Here is a 19,094-nt window from a genome sequence, read left to right as displayed (position 1 = left end):
CACCACCTATTTTGTCAGTCAGTAATGACCCTGTGGCGCAGTTTGTTCGGTACCAGCCAGCGCTCACCGGCGCGGACAGTCTCCGGCGTATTTCGGACAAGGTACGCCACTTCATACATCACGGCATACAGCGGTTCACCGCTCAGGCGTAGCCAGTGCAGTTCCTTCAGCGATGCGAATCGCGTCTGCCAGCTCCAGAAGGCCGGTGCCAGCTCCCCCGCGTCAAGCTCGTCGCTCCAGCGGGTATACCAGGTACAGACTGTTTCGGGTGACTGAAAATTCAGTTCCGTTTCGGCCTGCGCAAGCAGATTCCGGCGCAGCCGCCATTGCTGATCGATTTCACGGGATTCGCGGCGCAGTTGGCGGGTGGTGCTGATGTTGCTCTTGTGCAGCCTTCTGTCCGTCCGGGTGTGCATTACCTCGGGGAAAAGCTCGGCCTGTACATCACCAGTCAGCGGCAACGGACAGGCCTCACCGCCGGTGGCAATCATCGTATCAAGTGCCTCTTCCACCTGCTTCAGGTTTGAATGCCGGTTTTTAGGCACCCAGTGAAGCCCCGGGATCTGACGTGCCACGGTGGCATTAAGGCGACCGCTGCCCGTGAGAAGACGCAGAAAGGTGCGCACATACGGCATGGCAGGCAGCCGGGAGCCGCGTTCACGGGACATTTCGACATGACTGATGGCCTGAATGGCGGCCTGACGGGTAGGATTCAGGGAGACAAGCGCGCGGGAGTTCGGGATCATGCCGGCACCTCCATACCCATCAAATTTGCGACCGTGCTGGCTGTGCAGTTGAAACGGCGCAGACCTGCCATCTGTGCAACCAGCTGGCTGATCACATCAGGTTCAAGGCTTTCACTCTGGTACATCGTGCGCACCACGCTGCCACCTGCTGACAGCAGCACCAGAAGCCAGTAGGGTGACACCTCACCCGGACTGCACACGCACAGGTGCCAGTCATCGCTCTCTGCTGCACTGAAGCGGCACTGTACCGGGAAGAAACCGCCGAACTCGGCGCGGTATTCGGCGCAGACTCGCCAGCCCACCGGAACGGTCAGCAGCCCGGTCACGGCATCGCTGAGCGCACGGCGTGGCAGTTCCCCCTGCTGGCGGATAAACTCCATATCAGAGGCGGACAGGGCATTAATCTGTTTCAGGTCATAAGCTGTATTCATGTTTTATCCCGCCGCCCGGAGGCGGCGGCCTCCGGTATTATGCTGCGTGATCAGTCAGGTCAGAAGCGGTATTGTCAGACGCATCCTGCGTGACAGCATCTGCGCGAACCATCCAGTCAGGCAGCCAGCCCTGCGCGTTTAGATCCTGCGCGGCGGCCTGTGCCGCATCCCGGCGTTTCAGCTTCACAATCTCCCCGGCGCGTCCGGTCAGTCCTGCCTGTTCATACGCCTGTACGATCTGAGTGATTTTTATCTTGCCGAAATAGTTCTCCGCATCCGGTTGCCACCACTTACGCAGATCAAAGTCGAGCGCCGCCTCAAGGTTATCAAGCTCGCTGGCATCGGTGCGGTTGTAGAGGCGCTCCTGAAGGCCATCGATCCCGTGGGCCGCGCAGAAGCCAAGCAGGGCGTTAACCTGCTCAGGAGACCATGACAGCAGCCAGGTAAAATCCCGATCCCATTATTCCGGCAGGGTCGCCTGAAACGCCTCGCGCTGTGCGTTCAGGGTCATGAGTGCCCTGCCCTCTTCCCCGGACGGGGCCAGTGAGGACAGGTGATGCTGATTGGTGCTGACATACGCCCTGAGAGGTTCCTGACGGCGACCGTGGCACTTGCGTGAGAACATCTTCATGCAAAGCGTCCACGTCAGCAGCGCCACCGATACGTCCGGCCGCCCGGCCAGCTCAGCCTGCACCGCCAGTGTGCGCTCGGCTGACATGGCCTTTACCAGCGTGGCAGGGTAGGAATCGGCCGGGATATCCGGCGCGGTATACGTAAGCAGGTTACTTTCATTTTCGCGAGCCTGACGGGCTTCTTCCTCCTGCTGACGATCTTCGTCGGTCAGTCTGCGGATACCCGGCTGAACCTGAAAATCACTGCCATCCCACGAAACCCAAACCCCGTGCGCAGCACGGAACTCCGGAGTGGCCTCGCGGTACTTTGCAGCAATATATATATCCTCAATCTCCTGTTGCAGGACGTATTCATCATCGTAGGTCTCGGTGGCCTCGATCTGTTCTTCCAGCTCGCTGATGCGCTGCGTTTCCTCGTCCGTCAGGACAGCCTGTGGCATGGCGAAGCGATACTGCGCATCATCCTCACCGTGTTCGCGCAGCTCCGTCAGGCGTGATTCAGCCCAGCCCCAGCCCTGCTCTTGTTTGATCTGCATCGCCAGAATGCTCAGCTTCGCATCGAGTAGTGATTTGACCAGCGAGGCATCGGCAAAGGTGCTGTCGGCATCGCTGAACAGATCGCGGGTCAGTTCGCCTCCCGCGTCGGTGTAGGCTTTTTCCCCGACAAAGACGAACATCGGATGACTGATGGCCAGTTTGTCGTCCACGACCATTCTGCGCAGGGTCTGCACGGCAGGGTTGCCCCACGTTCTGACCGCCTCCTTCCAGACCTGCTCCTGACGTTCGTGTGTGTCGGCAAGGGTCAGTACGCCGCACTGTTCAAGCGTCAGTTCATCACGTCCCAGCGCGTCCAGCAGGGAGGGGGCGAGGTTTGCCAGTTTCAGACAGCGCTGAACATGGCGATGCCCGTAGCCCAGCAGGGCAGCAATCTGCGACGCGGTTTTCCCTTCCTGCGCCAGTGTCCGGAACCCGACGATCTGCTCAGCCGGGTGCATGTTTTTGCGCTGACCGTTTTCAGTCATGGACGCCACTACCGCCATCTCCACCGGGATCACCTTCACCGGAACGTAAGGTGTCTGCGGGTCAATCACCCCTCTCTGTACCAGAATGCCCGTTGCACGGCGACGGCCTTCCCCGCCTACAATCCCTATGGTGCCGTCGTTCTGCGCTACACCGATGAGGTTCTGGAGGATACCGACGGCTTCAATACTGTCGGTCAGTTCTTCGACTTCCTTTTCAGTGTGCAGGACGCGGCGCACATTAAGCGGCGTTGCGGACAGCGAGGCATACGGGAGCAGCTGAACGGGCGTGGTGGCCAGCACCTGCGTCAGGGTATCGTTAGCTGCGGACGCAGTTTCTGGCGAAGCCTTGCGGCTGCGGGTGGATTTTTGCGGTTTCTTTGCCGTAGTATTGGTGGCGACCATGATTGTTACCCCTTTATTTCAGTTGTGGTTCGCCGTGGCCGGAGTGCGATCCGGTCACGGCACTTTGTTAATCGGTAATACGTTTCGGGTGCGCTGCGAGTGCAGCAAAGGATGGGTAGCCGTCGAGGCACTTCATCAGCGCTTTCGCGCTTTCCAGCATCGCGCTGTCAGAGGCTGTTGCGGCGTTTTCGCATACCGAGATGGTTGCCAGCACACCGGATTTCACTTCAGAGAAGCGCTCGTGCATACGGGTGCTGAACAGGATGCGCTCCCCGCCCTTCACTACCTGCCAGTTCGTGCAGTCGTTAAAACGTATGTCCACGTTATCGAACTCCACCAAGTGGGTTTCGGTGGCCTGAATGCGTAACAGTTTCAAGATGTCGCGGCTTTCACCGACCTTTTTGCCCGACAGGGCGGCTTTCAGGGTCTGCATTTTTGTCTCCTTCTTCAGCGTTTGTTGCGGTTGTTTTTCAGCCCCTGCACAAATCCCTCGATCAGGTTCCGGCAGAGGTCAAGTGGGGTGAACGGCTCGCCGTAGTGCGCATGAGCTTCCTCTGCCATTGCTGCATGAAACCGTGCTTTATCCGTCGCCCTTGCTATCCGACGCGTGACAGGCATTGCCAGAGCCGCCAGAAAAATGCTTTTTCCCCCTATCTTCCTAGAAGATTCTTGAGCGGCGGTTCTGACGTTGACGTTTCGTGTGTGCATCCTGGTTTTCTCCTGTGGTGATGGTTGTCCATCTCCCTGGTGAGTTCTCTCGCGGCAAAGGGCAAAGGAGCAACGGCGAAGGGAGGAAGGAAAGGGGCGACGGCTGAAAGTTTTTGCCCGCAAAAAGTTTCTTGCGGCGTTTATTCCACCCCTTGTATGACGACCCGACGGTGCTACGAACAGCCCTCCGCGGGAGGACACACGGGGGATGGCGTCACCGGGGGAACAGGATGCACGCACCCGACACGTCGGAACGGCGTGGCGACATTAAAGCGACGGCACCGCCGGCGCGGTGGAGGCGGCCCGGACGGCACGGCCGGAGCAAGCCGTGTCGTTGACTTAAGCCATCAGACCCTAGCCGAATGGCCCGAAACTCGAAGGGATTCGGCGGAGACTGGCGGGTGCAACGCAGCCGCCTGGCGGAGTGGGGCTTGACGACTGGACCGCGCAGCGGGTCAGGAGCCGAAGGGGGCCAGTTTCCTGCACTTCGTTCTGGTTCTGGTTATAGTTGTCTTTGTGGTGTTATCGGGGAAATTGCTGATCGGGTTGCAGTTTCGCCACGCCACGCCACGCCACGCCACGCCACGCCACGCCACGCCACGCCACGCCACGCCACGCCACGCAGGGTATTTTCTGTGACAATTTGCCCTCAGGCCCCATCCTCTACTGTGTTTTTTTGTACCTGACGCCAGGGCGGTGGTGCAGGCGCCGCAGGCGCAGGAGCAACCGCCGTCAGCCCGCAGGGATGACAGGGTTTTCGCGCGCGTACAGGCGGCGCTTATGCCCCGCCCGGATAATTCACCTCCCGTCGCCTTCCCCGCCCTGGAGAATGAAGTGCCCGCAGAGATAGACCGCACATTGCCGGGTAGCGGATTCGCAGATTTCCTCAACCACTTTCGCAGTGGTTACGGGGCTGAGTCCTGCTTCGCGCCGTCTCTGGTTAATGAGTTTTTTATACTGGCGCAGGATACTGCGCGTTTCTGGTGATAGTTGCATTCGGTTATTCCTTCTCTTTAAAAGCCGGAGGTCACGCCTCCGGCGGCCATTCAGTCAAGCGCGCGCCAGATGGTGGCGCTTTCCGGATGGCTGTCAGCAAACGCCATCAGCTGCTCATAACGGCGGCAGAAGTGGCGGCACAGCTCCTCGCGGTCATGGTGGCTGTAGTGCCAGCTACGGTGATTCAGTACCAGTGCCGTGATGATGATCCCCGCCACTTCCCCGCTGACGGTCTGCTCAAACCAGTTTTCTTTGTTGCACAGGGTCAGGCTTTCTACGTCCGGCGCCATAAATCCACCGCCGTCCGGCAGACGGTAAAAGTGCCAGAATCCTCCCGCATAGTCGGGGCAGTAGCGGCTCGCGTAGGCATAAACGGACACTTCTGACAGCATAAAGTCGCCGCCAAACACATCAGGCAGAAAAGTCAGACGCTGCGCGCCATCAAGACGAACGGAATCACAACGGGTCAGGGTCTGGTTCATATATCCTCCACGGTTAAAATATTCTCGGTTCCGGCATCGCCGTGACGACACGACAGACCGGCGAAAAGCGGAGGACGAAGGGGCGACGCCGCAAGCCGCAGCGCAAGCCCTTCACGGGCTGAATGCACCGTAAAGGGTGCGAACGGGTGAGGACGGAGGCGTGAGCGAACCCTTTTGGCCGCAGCGGCCGGGCTACAGTGAAGTCACGGCTATGCCGTCACCGCACGGCGCGTCAGGGGAGTTTCACTGTCCCGACGCGGCCCGGAGGGTGGCGGCGGATAAAGGCGGAAGGCACTGACTTCCTTTTTCGCAGTGGATGGCCACCGGTGTACCGGGGGAACACCCCCGGCCCGTCTTCATGCTGCAAGGGCTTCTTTAAGCCGGTATACGTCGTTTCTGGCCTCCTGTACTGACAACGGCTCTGTCCGGCCGGCTTCCCATGCCTGGCCCGCGCGCTGTTCCAGCTCACATTCATAATCCCTGAGCACCCGGGACAGCAGGGCCGCAGGAACGCTCACCTGCACTGCCGCTTCGCGCTGGCGGGTCAGCAGCTCGCTCACCCCGGCACCCGTCACGCCGGTCTGGTGAATGTCAGCCATTTTTCGCTCCCCGATCGCCTTCATCAGCGCCATGACTTCCGCTTCATCCGGGCCGGGTGATGATCCCGGCACGCCTCGCGTATTCCCTCCTCCGTCCAGACCAGCAGGATCAGGTGTTCATCACGGCTAAACATTTTCTTGAGCTGCACACAAAGTGCTTCGCGGGTTCCGTACATTTTCTTCTCTCTTTTGGGGTAAACAGGCCGGGCAACGTCCGGCCGGGTCGGTCAGTCCTGAAAGGTTTCGTCGAGCACAAGGGCTTCGCGGTACGCCTCCAGTAACAGGGCATTAATGCGGCGCAGGGACTGGGCGGCCATACGTTCTGCCAGCGTGGCCGCGTCGTGCCGGTGCTGTGATTCAAGGCGGTTCAGCAGCATCCGTACATCGCACATGGCGTTGCTCAGTGCGGCCACGTCCGTGCGCAGTTTTTCCATCCCCGCGTAGTTCATGCGGCCTCCGGGAAGCCAGGGTAATAACTGTTGTCATTGGCGGCCGGCATTTTCCTGGCCCGTTCAACCTGCGCCAGACGGCGAACGCCGGCCGCGTGGTATTCCTCAAGCATCTCGATCCCGATATAGCGGCGGCTGAGTTCCGCAGCGGCCACGCAGGTGGAGCCGCTGCCGGCGAAGGGGTCCAGGACAATGGCGCCGGGTTTCGTCAGGGAATCAATCAGCGGGCGCAGGCTCTGCACCGGCTTTTCAGTCGGGTGATGGCGGTTTCCCGTGTATTTCCAGGGGATCACATCAGGAATGGGGCGGTCCGGCGTTCGTGGGCGCCCTTTTGCCAGCAGATAGGCGTTTTCATGTGTGTATCCGACAAAGGTGGATTTCGATGCGTAAGTTTTGGCAAAGACAACATGACCCACGATGCGAAAGCCGGCCGCTTTCCAGGCGCTGATAAACAGATCGGCGCGGTTCCAGGCGTAGAAGCTCACCAGCAGGCTGTCGTTCTTCAGCACGCGGTACATTTCATGGCAGGCGGGTTGCAACCATTCCGGCGTATTGTCACCGGCAATCGTGCGCCCGGTACGATCCCTGTAGCCGACGAGATACGGCGGATCGGTAAGAATAAAATCGACGGCACGCGACGGAAAACGGGACATGACCTGCACGCAGTCACCCAGGATAAAACGGGACATAGCACTCTCCTTTCTGATATGCGGCACCCTGTTGCGCCGTGCCGCCACAAAAACCCGGCGGAAAGCGGAGGACACAGGGGCGATGCCGCAGGCCGCAGCGCAAGCCCTTTACGGGCTGAATGCACCGTGAAGGGTGCGAACGGGTGAGGACAGAGACGCAGTGGACCCTTGTGGCCACAGTGGCCGGGTTAGCGTGAAGGCACGGCGGGGAGCGTCGCCGCCGGACAGGCGGCATAATTGAGGAGGGAACCGACATCCATTTTGCTGGCTGTCAGCTATGTGCCAAAAGCGGACATCGCAAAGTTGCTTCGCGAATATGGCAAATTCTTATGGATCAGACGCGCCAGCCCTACGGATTGACATTTGTCATTACTCTCCGAAGGAATTCACTTACCTTCAGTTTTACGATAAATGTCTGGTCGATTGATCTGCCAGACAAAGTCTGGCCTGTTCAACGGGTTATACCCTAGTTTTTGGTATAGCCAGGGCGCGCTGTCGGTGAGCAGCATTATTCGTCGCAGGCGTGACATCAACGGATGAGCGTGACAGCATTCAATCAGCCAACGACCAAGACCGCTTTTCTGATACTCATCCAGCACATAGACGTCGCACAGATAACCAAAAGTGGCATAGTCAGTGACAAGACGGGCGAAGCCGATTTGCCTTGTTCCATCCAGAAGCGCAAAACAAAGGCTGTTCTGGACTGAAATCCTGATCGTTTCAACATCAATGTCAGGAGCCCAGGAAGATTGCGAGAGGTAATCGTGAATGGCTTCCAGTTGAAAAGAAGCAGGGTCGGTTGTGACAGTAAACTGGCCTTTGGTAAAACTCAGATGCTTATTACTCACTGAATATCTCCTCTGCATTTACTTGTGAACAGACAAACCTTGCTAGCGAGGGCTGGTTTCTATATTGGGCCATGCTCAGGATGCTTTTTCATGTACTGTCATGATGAATACCAGTGGGCCCTCCCCCTGATTCTCATAAAAGTGAGGAATGTCCGTTCTGGCAGTGGCCGAACATCCGGTTTTCACCAGATACAGATGGTCCTGTACTCCCAGTGTCAGCGTGCCCGTCTGAACATAAAACAGTTCAAGCGTCCCTTCCGTGTGACCGGGTGAAGCAAATTTTTCCCCCGACTGCATTTCCCACATCCAGAGCTCTGTCATATCGGGGCCACCGGATCCTGCGAGTAGCCTTGATCTCCCGCCTTTTTCTCCCTCCCATAACTGAGGGATCTCATCTTCAGCAATGAGATGCACTGTCGGTTTGGCGCTGACATCCACAAAATCAGCCACCGAAACACCCATCGCAGCAGCGAGGCGGCATAGCAGGGCAATGCTGGGATTCGCCCGGCACCCTTCAATCTCAACCAGCGCCCCCTTGCTGACGCCCGCCCGGCGGGACAGTTCATCAAGGGAAATTTTCTTTTGCTTGCGATACAGCTTAATCCGCTGAGAGACGGCTTTATTCACTGTGTTGACGATTGAATTTGCATCGGTCATTAAATTGACTTTTTTGGTCATTGGTCATTATCATGTAATAAATCGGTCATTACAGGATTATCACGTGTTAACAGTCTCTCCGTCAATTGCCCCTGAAATTTATCGCATTGCGCCCGGCTTTCGGGCACTCAGTATCTCTGTAAAAGCCGCACCAGTGCTTAACCCTAATATTGGACAAACGGCGCTGCAAGAAGCATGTGAAGCGGTTTTGACCGGTGCACCTGAATGGGCGGAATCTCATCTGGCCGCCTGGGCTGAGGTTTACCAGACGTTTGGTGCTAAACCGAAACGTACGCCATGTTCTGCGGATGCGCTACGTAAGCGCGTATCACGTGACGGTACGATGCCCGCGCTCGATCCCATTGTTGATCTTTATAACGCTGTTAGCCTCCGCTACGCCGTTCCGGTGGGTGGAGAGAATATCGCTGCCTATCAGAGTTCACCGCGTCTGGTTGTGGCAAAAGGAACAGAGCCTTTTGATACCGTCAAAGACGGTGAGAGCGCCATTGAATATCCTTCGCAAGGTGAGGTTGTCTGGTGCGATGATGCTGGCGTGACCTGCCGTCGCTGGAACTGGCGGCAGGGGATCAGAACCCGCCTGGACGTGGAAGCTCAGCAAATGTGGTTCATTCTCGAGAGTCTCCCACAGATGCCGCTCGAGATGCTTCACGAAGCCGGGAAGATGCTGACCGACGGCCTTGAAAGAATGATGCCCGGTCTGTGGTTTGAAGTTGCTCTCATCGAAGAGCAATGCCAGTAATATCATTCAGGAGAAACACGATGTTCACCGGCTTGTCCGCTTTCCCGTTAACCCCGATCACCGCCACCGGCGTCGACGAACAGGGGTTTATTAAAATTCTAGCCCGCCTCACGACGGCACGTGTTGATTCTTTGGGCATTCTGGGTTCAACCGGAAGCTACGCTTATCTGACCCGGGAGCAGCGTAAGCGCATTGCGACTCTGGCTAAACAGCTTGCCGAAGATATCCCGGTGATGGTGTGTGTGGGGGCAGTCAGCACTGATGCCATCCTGCATCTGGCCGATGATGCACAGGCCGCAGGCGCGGATGCCCTGCTGCTTCCGGCGGTCAGCTACCAGTCACTCCGAGATGAAGAGGTCTTCGCGCTTTTTGAAACGGTAACACGGCACGCGTCTGTTCCGGTCTGTGTCTATGATAATCCGGGTACCACCCATTTTACTTTTACTGATGAACTGCACGGTCGCCTGTCATCGCTGGCGGGGGTTTGTTCGGTTAAGATCCCGGGTGTTCCTGACAGCCCGGCAGCGGCCGCTGAGCGGGTGAGTGCGCTACGCCAACATCTTCGCCCGGGAGTGACAATCGGTATCAGTGGCGATGCGTATGCCGGGCTGGGATTAAATGCCGGCTGTGAAATCTGGTACTCCGTGTGCGGTGGTCTTTTCCCGCAAACCGCAAAACAGATCACTGAGGCAGCAGCAGCAGGGGATCATGCCCGCGTCACGGCACTAACAACCCGAATGGAACCACTGTGGGCGCTGTTCCGTAAACATGGCGGGAGTATTCGTGTGATCGCCGCTGCTGCTGGCGTGCTTGGACTGACCGATACGGATTGCCTGCCTCGTCCACTGCAGCCGCTGTCAGCAGACGGTATCGCAGAAATTGCCCGCGTGATAAGCGTGTTGGGACTGAAATAATCTCCCCACAGGACCAGCTGTCTGCCGGTCCTGACGAAACCTGCAGGTGATCATCTTTTATCGCATGTTGAAGCAACATCTTTATGTCCGCTTCTCGCTCAAAGCAGACATTCATTATCCGTAGCATGTAGCAGAAGAATATTTCAGCTTAAATGCGGGTCGCAAATCAAGACGGTTAACGGCCAGAATTGGCAGGTGCGGAGGCACCGTAACTGTGTGATTCTTGACACTGAAAACGTCTGTTCAGTTATCAACCTATTGAGTAGTGTGATTTGAGGACGCCCCTCCCCCGGATGGCGTCCTCTTTTTTTAGCGAGCCTTAACGCGATCAATGGCGTACTGCAGCGTATCCCAGTTAAACCCAATCGCCGCGTCATGGCCGTCACTGGCGATGTGCATGGCCTGCGTAACTTCCTTTTCCGTCAGGCAGTCATCGAGCGCCAGAAAATCTTCTGCCAGCCAGAAAGTACCCATACAGGGTGTATCCGGTACATACTCCTGCAGGCGCGCAATCATCCCGGCCACGGTCATGTCATAACGGGACACGGGTACGGGAGTAAGCAGACTGTCCACGACGTCGCTCCAGTTCCAGTCATCCTCTTCCGGTACCGTATGCAGCAGCATATCCGTTTGTACCCCCGGCAGTCGGGAAAGCGTCTCGTGCAGCTCCCCCACAAATAATTTGTCGTGGCTGTTATCTGCACTGGCAATAACGTGGCCATTAATACAGAGCGCGAACTCGCCTGAATCAAGATCAATACAGGTCAGTCTGAACATGGTTTTGTCCTCAGCATCCGGCGCCATCTCACGCCGTGCCGACACAAAACCCCGGCTATTAGCGGAGCAGGCAGGGGCGACGTCACAGGCCGCAGCGCAAGGCCTTTACGGGCTGAATGCACCGTAAAGGGTGCGAACGGGTGAAGACGGAGGCGTTTAGCTTCCCTTGCAGGCGCAGCGGCCGGGGTAGCGTGAAGGCACGGCGGGGGAAAACCTGAAGGCAGCGGTCGAATGACCTACCATTATTTGTGATTTACATCACACTTTTAGAGCCTATACTTGCCGAAAAATTATGCAGCACACTTTAACGGCAGGAATGAGATGTCTTCCTGCCGTTTTTTTATGCCGCATTTATCGCGCGGGAGCGGCACCAATACGACGCAGCGCGTCCCGCGCCTCATGCAGCCCGAAGATATCATCCGGAGGTGGGGTCTTTCCGGCCAGCTGGCAGAACGTAAAGGTTGCGTTGGAAGCCGTTAACCGCTCACGATGCAGCGCCTGCAATGCCACCACTACCAGCTCCCGGTCTTCATCTTTCAGATCTTCAAGTTTCATGAGTCTTCCTTCAGAAGTGTTTCTCAGTCTTTTTGCTGTCAAGCGCAAGGATAACCCCGAGGCACATCAGACAGGCGTAAGCTACCTGCAGCACAATTGTCACCGTCAGGGATACCTCATCAACGAGTAACAGCGGGACGACTGATGCCACGCCCAGCAGGATCATGCCTCGCCCGGTCTTTTTGACGAGCTCTGGCCACTTCTCTTCCGGAATATTTCTGGCTCGCAGAATTCGATGAATAAGGTGTTCTGCGGTTCTCTTGATCACTGACACGTTTAATCTCCAAATGCACGCCGCATGTTTTTCTTTATTCCGCTGGTTTCCGCACCGGCTGTAGCTCTTTCAGGTGAAACAGGCTTCTCCTGCGCGCTGGCTGCAGCAGTGTTTAGCCCCACCGGCACAAGCTGAGCGACCTGACCGACCAGATTCAGCAGTTCGCCAGCAGTGGCCGGAGGTACCGGCATACTGGTCAGCAGACGCGGCAGCTCAGGTGCTGTCGTATGGAGCGCCAGCCCTGAAATGATGAGGTTTCTCAACAGCTCGCCACGCAGCCGGGATGATACGCCTGCAAGTATTTCTTCAACCCGCTCACTGCTCCGGTCATCCTGAAGGGCCAGTGTATAACGCCGGCGCCGTGAGTCCGCGTCAGGCGTGATGGCTTGCGCCGGCACGCCGGTATCAGGCTCATCAGGTAAACCAGACAGTGCCGACCAGGTGCCGGAGACCAGCGCCATCAGGGCACAAAGCCGCGCGGCGCTCAGCTGGCCGTCAAAGAACACCGGGATCAGCGCCGGTAGCCGGGCATCAGCCCGGTAGGCCACAGCGCCGGCGGCAGCGGCTGTCCGGATGAATTCCCCCCGCAGTGGCTGCGAGATGGTGCTGATGGTCGCCATCGCCGCGATATCTGTGCGATCGTCATTGTGCAGATAGAAAGAATACTGGCCGTCAGGCACGTTTAGTCCTCTTTACTGTAAAGGGCAATCTCTCTGGCCAGCGCCAGCTGTGGATCGCCGATAACCTCAATACGTTCAGCCGCCAGAGGCCAGCTCTGACGTATCGCCCCTTCAATCAGGGAAGCTCCCCCCCCGACAAGAAATACCCGGTTCACGTTCCTGAAGGCGATGAGTTCACTGGTCACCCGGGCCGCCAGGGAAGCAACGGCCTCATCAATTCGGGTACGGACATAGTCAATTTTACCGGCATCGTTGATGACCCGCTGCAGATACTCTCCGTCAGCACGGTTACGGATGACGCTGTCAGCAATCAGGGCACTGGTTTCGCTGTCTGCAGCACGCAGTGCGCCTGCTGCTGCGCGCGTAACCTGTGATACACCGACTGAAGGATTTCCGTGAACCGCACTGATATCCTCAAACTGACCGACAATCACGCCGGCATCAAGCGTGGTTCCGCCCAGATCGATAATCAGGGTGGTTTCATCCGGCCCGGGCTTGATCTCAGCGAGCCGGGTGAATGCTGCCGGTAACGACTCCGGCATAACCTTAACACTCTGGACAGTAAACGCCCTGCCCTTATTCAGCGTCAGCTCACGCATGAGGTTTTCACGCTTACGGCGGATGTTCTCCTCATTGCGCTGGCAGTCCTGATCGTAATACTCGCTGAGAGGAAGCGTTACCGTCAGGTTAACCGGCTGCGGCTCAAGACCACTGTTCAGCAGCGCATGATGAACGGCCAGCAGATTCAGATCACCGTACTGATAATCCACGTTCGTCGTCGGGATGGCGTCGCGGCTGACACTGTCCCAGGTGTATTTCAGCGCACCTACCTGATAGTTAAACGTCGCTGCGCTGAATTCCGCCACCTTCCAGCCATGCCGGAATGAGTTCGCAGAAATGCAGGTTTGCAGCGCATCGCCTTCAAACCATGCCAGCTTAACATTAGTTGAACCATCGTCGCAGTAAATATTCACCATTATGCTCCATTAAATATGCTCAAAGTGATACACACTATAGCATCAAATTGGATTAATAATAGTTTTTATTCTCAGTTTGAGCATATTAAATAACCCATTAAGATATAGATGAAGGAATCGAGTATTCCGGAATGCTCATAATGAGCAATCTGGACTGGCACTGGATTAAACAAAGACTCATGAATATACTGTATAAAAAAACAGTATAATTAAACTCGTGAGGGATACATGAAGCTACAGTTGCTCAGCCCGGGGAAAGAGATTCCTCCACAAACGCACCCTTTTTTTTCTGATCTGGCCAGCTGCGGATTTCCCAGTCCTGCTCAGGACTACGTTGAGTCAGATCTGGATTTGCATGACTACTGCATCCGCCACCCGAGCGCAACCTACTATCTGCGCGCCAGCGGTGACAGCATGTCAGATGGCAGCCTGTTTAACGGAGACCTTCTGGTCGTCGACAGCGCGGAAAAGCCTCAGCACGGCGATATTGTGGTGGCCAGCCTGCAGGGAGAATTTACCGTCAAGCGCCTGCTTCTGAGGCCGCGACTGGTTCTGCAGCCGATGAATTCTGCATGGGCACCTATCTACCCCGACCCCGATGAGCTGGATATTTTCGGCGTGGTGACCCACATCATTCACCGGACCCGGGAAATGTACTGATGTTTGCCCTGGCCGATGTGAACTCATTTTATGCCAGCTGCGAACGGGTGTTCCGCCCGGACCTGAAAGGTAAGCCTGTTGTGGTGCTCAGCAACAACGATGGCTGCGTAATCGCCCGCAGCGCAGAGAGTAAAAAATACGTGCGGATGGGCACCCCCTGGTTCCAGATGAAAAACGAAAGCTACCCGGAGAAGATTTTCGCGTTCTCCAGCAACTACGAGCTCTACGCGTCAATGTCTGCCCGCGTCATGAGCTGCCTCGAGGAGCTGGCCCCTCGCGTGGAGCAGTATTCGATTGACGAGATGTTCCTGGATATCAGAGGGATAGACGGGTACATCGACTTCGAAGATTTTGGCCGGCAACTTCGTGAGCACGTTTACGACTGTACGCGGCTGACAATCGGTGTCGGTATGGGTCCGACTAAAACGCTGGCCAAATCTGCCCAGTGGGCCTCGAAGGAATGGGCACAGTTCAGGGGTGTGCTGGCCCTGACGCCAGATAATCCGGCCAGAACACGGAAACTGCTCTCACTGCAGCCCGTGGAAGAGATCTGGGGCGTCGGCAGCCGTATCGCGAAAAAGCTGCATGTTCTGGGGATCAGGACAGCTCTGGACCTGGCCCTGACGAACCCCACCTTTGTGCGTAAAAATTTCTCCGTTGTGCTGGAAAGAACGGTACGCGAGCTGAACGGTGAAAGTTGTATCGCGCTCGAAGAGGCTCCACCCACCAAACAGCAGATCGTCTGTAGCCGGAGTTTTGGTGAGAAAATCACGGACTTGTGTTCGCTTCGCCAGGCCATCTGTCAGTATGCCGAACGGGCAGCGGAGAAACTTCGGGGTGAACGCCAGTTCTGCCGGCATATCTCAGTCTTTATAAAATCCTCCCCGTTTGCCGTCAAAGAGCCTTATTACGGCAACGTGGCTACGGAAAAGCTCCTTACCCCGACTCAGGATACCCGTGACATTATTGCGGCCGCCACAACCGCTCTGGAGCGTATCTGGAAGGATGGACACCGGTATGCAAAGGCCGGCGTGATGCTCAACGATTTCACCTCATCCGGCGTGTCGCAGCTGCAGCTCTTTGACGAACGCCCGCCCCGCCCCCACAGTGCTGAACTGATGAAAGTTCTCGATGGTATCAATCACTCCGGAAAGGGACATGTCTGGTTTGCCGGTCGAGGTATCGCGCCAGCCTGGCAAATGAAGCGTGACCTGCTTTCTCCGGCGTATACAACCCGCTGGAAATATATCCCCGTCGCGAGGATAAGTTAAATTATGCTTCTAAGAGAGCCGGCAGTGCTCGCCGCAGCCGAACGACCGGGCAAAGCCCGCGAGTGAGCGAGGAAGCACCAGGGAGCCTAACTAACATATTCTACTTACACACCGTACTGAACCAATAACAATTTGGGGCTTTAGAATTGGTATTGAGGAGTCATCAAACTATGGGAAGGATAAATAAAGCAATATCCCCATTTGTCGGATTAAAGCCACTGCATCACCTGCGTATTGATACTATGGTCTTGATTGTGGGGTTGGGACCACGGTCCCAGTTGCGGTGTCGGGACCACGGTCCCAGTTGTGGTGTTGTGTTAATCCTATGCAGTAATGTCCCTTTTGACCCATTCTGAAATGTCCCCATAACTTCTCAGGCAGGATGTTTCATGGCAAAAGAGATCATTAGCATGAGCCTTAAAGAATTGACCGTCTCCAGATAATTCGGGATTCAGTCAGCCGGCAGATCACCCAGGAGCAGGCTGCGGACCGTATAGGCATCTCAATCCGGCAGGTAAAACGTCTTGTTCAGCGCTACCGGGTCGAAGGTCCTCAGGGGCTGGTTTCCCGCCGCCGGGGACAACGACCCAACAATGCCTTTACCCCGGATTTTCGTACTCTCGTCATCTCACTTGTCAGAGATAAATATCCTGATTTCGGCCCGACTTTTGCTTGTGAAAAGTTACGGGAGATCCATGGGCTGGCTTTGTCGGCCGAAACATTGCGCAAATGGATGATTCAAGAAGGTTTATGGCGTGAGCGGCGCCGAAAAATTGCCCGTATTTATCAGCGTCGGCAACGGCGACCATGCTACGGCGAACTTATCCAGATTGATGGTTCTCCGCATGACTGGTTTGAAGCTCGAGGGCCTCGTTGTACATTAATTGTCTTTATTGATGACGCCACCAGTGCGCTGATGGCGCTCCGCTTCGCTCCTGCAGAAACGACCCGCGCTTACATGGAAACGTTACGTGATTATCTCGACAAGTATGGGCGTCCACTTGCACTGTATTCAGACAGACACAGTATTTTCCGTGTGAATAACCCGGAACGTGAAGGCGAACTAACACAATTTACACGTGCAATTAAAACACTTGGAATCGAGCCAATTCATGCTAACACCCCTCAGGCTAAGGGGCGGGTTGAGCGTGCCAATCAGACGTTACAGGACAGACTGGTCAAGGAATTGCGCCTTCGCAATATCAGTGATATCGAATCAGCTAACCTGTGGTTGTCTGAGTTTGTGAAGGATTACAACTCTCGCTTCGCTTCGATCCCCCGTGAAAATGGTAATGCCCACAGGGAAATTCTTCATTCTCCGTAAGAACTTAACTACATACTCTGTTATCAGTCCCGCAGGGTGCTTTCAAAGAATCTGACCTTTCAGTATAAAACGAGTGCATATCAGATCCGTTCAGAAGGGCAGGGATACCGTCTCAGGCATGCGATTGTCACGATTTGCGAGAACTTTAACGGTGAAATAACGGTGCTTCATGAAAGTCGGCCGTTGGGCTACGAAAAATATGTCGATGGGCCTGAACCAATACCGCTTGATGATGAAAAGAGCGTACATGAGCGCGTGGATAATGCTAGGTATGATTTGCGCTCAAAATATTACGTCAAACCTGCTGCTGACCATCCTTGGATGACACGGCGAACGCAGAGCAATGATGATGTGAAGCCACCAACTTTACCCAGAAAGAAAATGGGCCCGGACACGACTCCAAAATAGTGTTTACAGCCCTGGTCAATTGCGATTCAGGGTTACATTATAGATGTCATCGTTTTCGCGTTTGCCTACGCCGATTACAGTGACTGTGACAATGTCGTCCTCTACACGATAGACAAGACGGTAGCCGGCACCACGTAGCTTAATTTTATACTGGTCCTTACGTCCATGTAGCTGTGATGCCGGAACTCTGGGGTTCTCCAGTCGCTCTTTGAGCTTCTTTTTAAACTGCACCTGTAGTGTATGACCCAGCTTCTTCCATTCCTTCAAAGCGGATTCGTTGAAAGCCAACTTATAGGTCATCAATATTTACCTCAATAACCCTTTCCCCGCTTCGCTCATCAGCCATCCGTCCCAGCTCTTCATCTTCCAGGAGTTCCATCAACTGGGCATATAGTGCCGGTGGCACGCAGTAGAATGCAGGCTCATTACGATTAAGAATGGCTACCGGAGCGCCATCCCCGGCGTGGAAAGTACCCATAGGGTCGCGTTTAAGCTCAGTAATGCTGGCTGCAGTAGTGGTAAGAACCTGAAATGCCATAATGTTACCTCCTCAATTTGAGTGTTAATTGTAGATCATTTAAATGCACCTTTAAAGGTGCTTTAAATTAAAGTTTATCCAGTAACAAGGTTGGATAGCGTGATATGGCTTATTGAGAAAAGTTGGATAAATAGGGCTGAGGGGAGACAAATGTTTTGAAAACAGAGGTTAAGCACTTTTGTGCGTTTGTATGCATTGAGTTAAAATTCATCTCCTGCGTTTCTGGCGGGTTTGTTGGGGGTTTGTTACCTGTTTTACCCGGTTACCGCCAGAAACGCGTTCAGCCCGTCTGAGCGGTGCGCGTAATGCGACGTTATGGTAAATAGTTTGTGCTAATGTCCGCAATGAGCGAGAAGCAGACACTCGCCATTATTCTCACTTCTTAAGGATTAAGCCTCTATCCATTTGGGTTCATCGTAGTTATTTAGTGATCTTCAAGTTTCAGCCTGCCAATATAATTCAATTCAGCGAAGCAAAATATTGTGTTGGTGATTTCCCGAATGCTTTCTTAAACATAGTGATGAAGGCACTCACCGAGTCATATCCCAAAGTGCCGGATACCCTCTGAACCGACTGACCTTCGGCGAGATGATTCAGGGCAATCATCAGATGAAGCTGCTGGCGCCAGCGTCCGAAACTCATTCCCGTCGTACCTTGCATCAATCTTGCCATCGAGCGTTCGCTGGTTGCCAGGCGTGCAGCCCACTGCTTAAGCGTCGTCCTGTCACTTGGATCCGCAAAAAGCGCCTCAGCCATATGCCTGATTTTGGAGTGATCGGATATGGGCAAATGAAGTGCTTCCACCGGTGAATCCGGAATTTGCTCCAGGAGAACAGCTGCGAGTCTTGACGTATTACTTTCAGGGGAATAACAGGGAGCCTCTGCAGCAAGATAAAGAATGAGTTCGCGGACAAGAGGCGTTATGGCAACCGTACAGCATATTTCAGGCATCACAGCCGCGCTAGGCTCGACAAACAGAAAACAGGAGCGGGCATTCTGCGTCACCTGGCAACGGTGAAGCATATTGCCCGGGATCCAGACAGCATGCCGGGGAGGGACAAGCCACAGGGCATTCTGAACTTCGCAGCTCACTGCTCCGTACAGGGACAGGATAAGCTGACCTTTCCGGTGAGAGTGCGGGGTGATGCCGGAATATTCCTGAGCCTGGACCGCCTGCAGAGCGATGGCTGGCTGGGGAAAAGAATCTGCATCAAACTCGTCAGGTGAGGAAACCACTTTTTTATGATTTGGCATGATTTAGCAATATGTTGTCTTAATATCTATATTTTGTAATG

The 19,094-nt window shown here is 55.3% G+C and carries 25 protein-coding genes and 1 pseudogene; 5 read left to right on the top strand and 21 right to left on the bottom strand.

What is annotated here, in order from left to right; all coding sequences use genetic code 11:
* Positions 1-14: 14 nt before the first annotated feature.
* From KI228_RS22710 to KI228_RS22655, 13 genes are all read right to left on the bottom strand, one after another.
* Positions 15-746 carry a plasmid SOS inhibition protein A gene (locus tag KI228_RS22710; protein ID WP_141227327.1) on the bottom strand — a complete coding sequence of 244 codons (732 nt, stop codon included), beginning with the start codon at positions 744-746 and terminating at the stop codon, positions 15-17.
* Complete coding sequence (gene psiB / locus KI228_RS22705) at positions 743-1,177, bottom strand: conjugation system SOS inhibitor PsiB (protein WP_141227326.1); 435 nt, start codon at positions 1,175-1,177, stop codon at positions 743-745. Before psiB ends, KI228_RS22710 begins: the two co-directional genes overlap by 4 nt.
* Before the next feature lie 37 nt (positions 1,178-1,214).
* Positions 1,215-1,364: a hypothetical protein gene (locus KI228_RS24370; RefSeq protein WP_224267607.1), complete on the bottom strand. Its 150-nt coding sequence runs from the start codon at positions 1,362-1,364 to the stop codon at positions 1,215-1,217.
* Positions 1,365-1,637: 273 nt separating this feature from the next.
* Positions 1,638-3,233, bottom strand: a complete 1,596-nt coding sequence (locus tag KI228_RS22700) for a ParB/RepB/Spo0J family partition protein (RefSeq protein WP_224267608.1) — start codon at positions 3,231-3,233, stop codon at positions 1,638-1,640.
* A 67-nt stretch (positions 3,234-3,300) separates the two neighbouring features.
* Entirely contained in the window at positions 3,301-3,666 is a 366-nt protein-coding gene (locus KI228_RS22695) for a hypothetical protein (RefSeq protein ID WP_141227325.1), read from the bottom strand.
* Positions 3,667-3,680: 14 nt separating this feature from the next.
* Positions 3,681-3,941, bottom strand: coding sequence for a hypothetical protein (locus KI228_RS22690; RefSeq protein WP_046887038.1), 261 nt, complete (start codon positions 3,939-3,941; stop codon positions 3,681-3,683).
* A 798-nt stretch (positions 3,942-4,739) separates the two neighbouring features.
* Positions 4,740-4,937, bottom strand: coding sequence for a hypothetical protein (locus KI228_RS22685; protein ID WP_141227323.1), 198 nt, complete (start codon positions 4,935-4,937; stop codon positions 4,740-4,742).
* 50 nt (positions 4,938-4,987) lie between these two features.
* The gene (locus KI228_RS22680; RefSeq protein WP_141227322.1) at positions 4,988-5,419 is read right to left on the bottom strand and encodes an antirestriction protein; all 432 of its coding nucleotides are present in this window, start codon (positions 5,417-5,419) and stop codon (positions 4,988-4,990) included.
* Between the two features lie 356 nt (positions 5,420-5,775).
* Entirely contained in the window at positions 5,776-6,090 is a 315-nt protein-coding gene (locus KI228_RS22675) for a DUF1380 domain-containing protein (RefSeq protein WP_224267609.1), read from the bottom strand.
* A gap of 155 nt (positions 6,091-6,245) precedes the next feature.
* Positions 6,246-6,467 (bottom strand): hypothetical protein, encoded by a 222-nt coding sequence (locus KI228_RS22670; protein ID WP_141227321.1) that lies wholly within the window; start codon positions 6,465-6,467, stop codon positions 6,246-6,248.
* Positions 6,464-7,156: a DNA methylase gene (locus KI228_RS22665; protein ID WP_141227320.1), complete on the bottom strand. Its 693-nt coding sequence runs from the start codon at positions 7,154-7,156 to the stop codon at positions 6,464-6,466. Before KI228_RS22665 ends, KI228_RS22670 begins: the two co-directional genes overlap by 4 nt.
* Before the next feature lie 386 nt (positions 7,157-7,542).
* Positions 7,543-8,004, bottom strand: coding sequence for a GNAT family N-acetyltransferase (locus KI228_RS22660; RefSeq protein ID WP_141227319.1), 462 nt, complete (start codon positions 8,002-8,004; stop codon positions 7,543-7,545).
* 75 nt (positions 8,005-8,079) lie between these two features.
* The gene (locus KI228_RS22655; protein ID WP_212807610.1) at positions 8,080-8,682 is read right to left on the bottom strand and encodes a helix-turn-helix domain-containing protein; all 603 of its coding nucleotides are present in this window, start codon (positions 8,680-8,682) and stop codon (positions 8,080-8,082) included.
* Positions 8,683-8,725: 43 nt separating this feature from the next.
* Between KI228_RS22655 and KI228_RS22650 the strand changes: the two genes are divergently transcribed.
* Positions 8,726-9,421, top strand: coding sequence for a B3/B4 domain-containing protein (locus KI228_RS22650; RefSeq protein ID WP_141227318.1), 696 nt, complete (start codon positions 8,726-8,728; stop codon positions 9,419-9,421).
* A 20-nt stretch (positions 9,422-9,441) separates the two neighbouring features.
* Positions 9,442-10,335: a dihydrodipicolinate synthase family protein gene (locus KI228_RS22645; RefSeq protein WP_141227317.1), complete on the top strand. Its 894-nt coding sequence runs from the start codon at positions 9,442-9,444 to the stop codon at positions 10,333-10,335.
* 309 nt (positions 10,336-10,644) lie between these two features.
* Here KI228_RS22645 and KI228_RS22640 read toward each other — a convergent pair whose 3' ends face one another.
* The 5 genes from KI228_RS22640 to parM form a co-directional block, all read right to left on the bottom strand.
* Complete coding sequence (locus KI228_RS22640) at positions 10,645-11,112, bottom strand: hypothetical protein (protein WP_212807609.1); 468 nt, start codon at positions 11,110-11,112, stop codon at positions 10,645-10,647.
* A gap of 351 nt (positions 11,113-11,463) precedes the next feature.
* Positions 11,464-11,667 carry a hypothetical protein gene (locus KI228_RS22635; RefSeq protein ID WP_141227316.1) on the bottom strand — a complete coding sequence of 68 codons (204 nt, stop codon included), beginning with the start codon at positions 11,665-11,667 and terminating at the stop codon, positions 11,464-11,466.
* A gap of 10 nt (positions 11,668-11,677) precedes the next feature.
* Complete coding sequence (locus tag KI228_RS22630) at positions 11,678-11,941, bottom strand: hypothetical protein (protein WP_040078806.1); 264 nt, start codon at positions 11,939-11,941, stop codon at positions 11,678-11,680.
* Positions 11,942-11,943: 2 nt separating this feature from the next.
* Positions 11,944-12,621, bottom strand: a complete 678-nt coding sequence (locus KI228_RS22625) for a plasmid partitioning/stability family protein (protein WP_212807608.1) — start codon at positions 12,619-12,621, stop codon at positions 11,944-11,946.
* A 2-nt stretch (positions 12,622-12,623) separates the two neighbouring features.
* The gene (gene parM / locus KI228_RS22620) at positions 12,624-13,595 is read right to left on the bottom strand and encodes a plasmid segregation protein ParM domain-containing protein (RefSeq protein WP_212807616.1); all 972 of its coding nucleotides are present in this window, start codon (positions 13,593-13,595) and stop codon (positions 12,624-12,626) included.
* A 231-nt stretch (positions 13,596-13,826) separates the two neighbouring features.
* On the opposite strand from parM, the gene umuD reads away from it, so the two are divergent.
* From umuD to KI228_RS22605, 3 genes and pseudogenes are all read left to right on the top strand, one after another.
* A complete protein-coding gene (gene umuD / locus KI228_RS22615) occupies positions 13,827-14,258 on the top strand; it encodes a translesion error-prone DNA polymerase V autoproteolytic subunit (RefSeq protein ID WP_040078803.1) in 432 nt (143 codons plus the stop codon).
* Positions 14,258-15,529: a Y-family DNA polymerase gene (locus tag KI228_RS22610; protein WP_141227314.1), complete on the top strand. Its 1,272-nt coding sequence runs from the start codon at positions 14,258-14,260 to the stop codon at positions 15,527-15,529. Before umuD ends, KI228_RS22610 begins: the two co-directional genes overlap by 1 nt.
* 389 nt (positions 15,530-15,918) lie before the next feature.
* Positions 15,919-17,261 (top strand): annotated as a pseudogene (locus KI228_RS22605) (ISNCY family transposase).
* Between the two features lie 15 nt (positions 17,262-17,276).
* On the opposite strand, the gene KI228_RS22600 reads toward KI228_RS22605, so the two are convergent.
* The 3 genes from KI228_RS22600 to KI228_RS22590 form a co-directional block, all read right to left on the bottom strand.
* Positions 17,277-17,561, bottom strand: coding sequence for a type II toxin-antitoxin system RelE family toxin (locus tag KI228_RS22600; protein WP_141227313.1), 285 nt, complete (start codon positions 17,559-17,561; stop codon positions 17,277-17,279).
* Positions 17,551-17,799, bottom strand: a complete 249-nt coding sequence (locus tag KI228_RS22595) for a type II toxin-antitoxin system Phd/YefM family antitoxin (protein WP_048030981.1) — start codon at positions 17,797-17,799, stop codon at positions 17,551-17,553. The genes KI228_RS22600 and KI228_RS22595 overlap by 11 nt, the downstream gene beginning before the upstream one ends.
* A gap of 459 nt (positions 17,800-18,258) precedes the next feature.
* Positions 18,259-19,053 carry an AraC family transcriptional regulator gene (locus KI228_RS22590; RefSeq protein WP_141227312.1) on the bottom strand — a complete coding sequence of 265 codons (795 nt, stop codon included), beginning with the start codon at positions 19,051-19,053 and terminating at the stop codon, positions 18,259-18,261.
* Between the last annotated feature and the right edge of the window lie 41 nt (positions 19,054-19,094).

The organism is Citrobacter amalonaticus (assembly GCF_018323885.1).
In the GTDB taxonomy this organism is placed as follows: Bacteria; Pseudomonadota; Gammaproteobacteria; order Enterobacterales; family Enterobacteriaceae; genus Citrobacter_A; species Citrobacter_A amalonaticus.
Note: the sequence above shows the minus strand (reverse complement) of the source record. Positions and strands in the feature narration are given on the sequence as shown.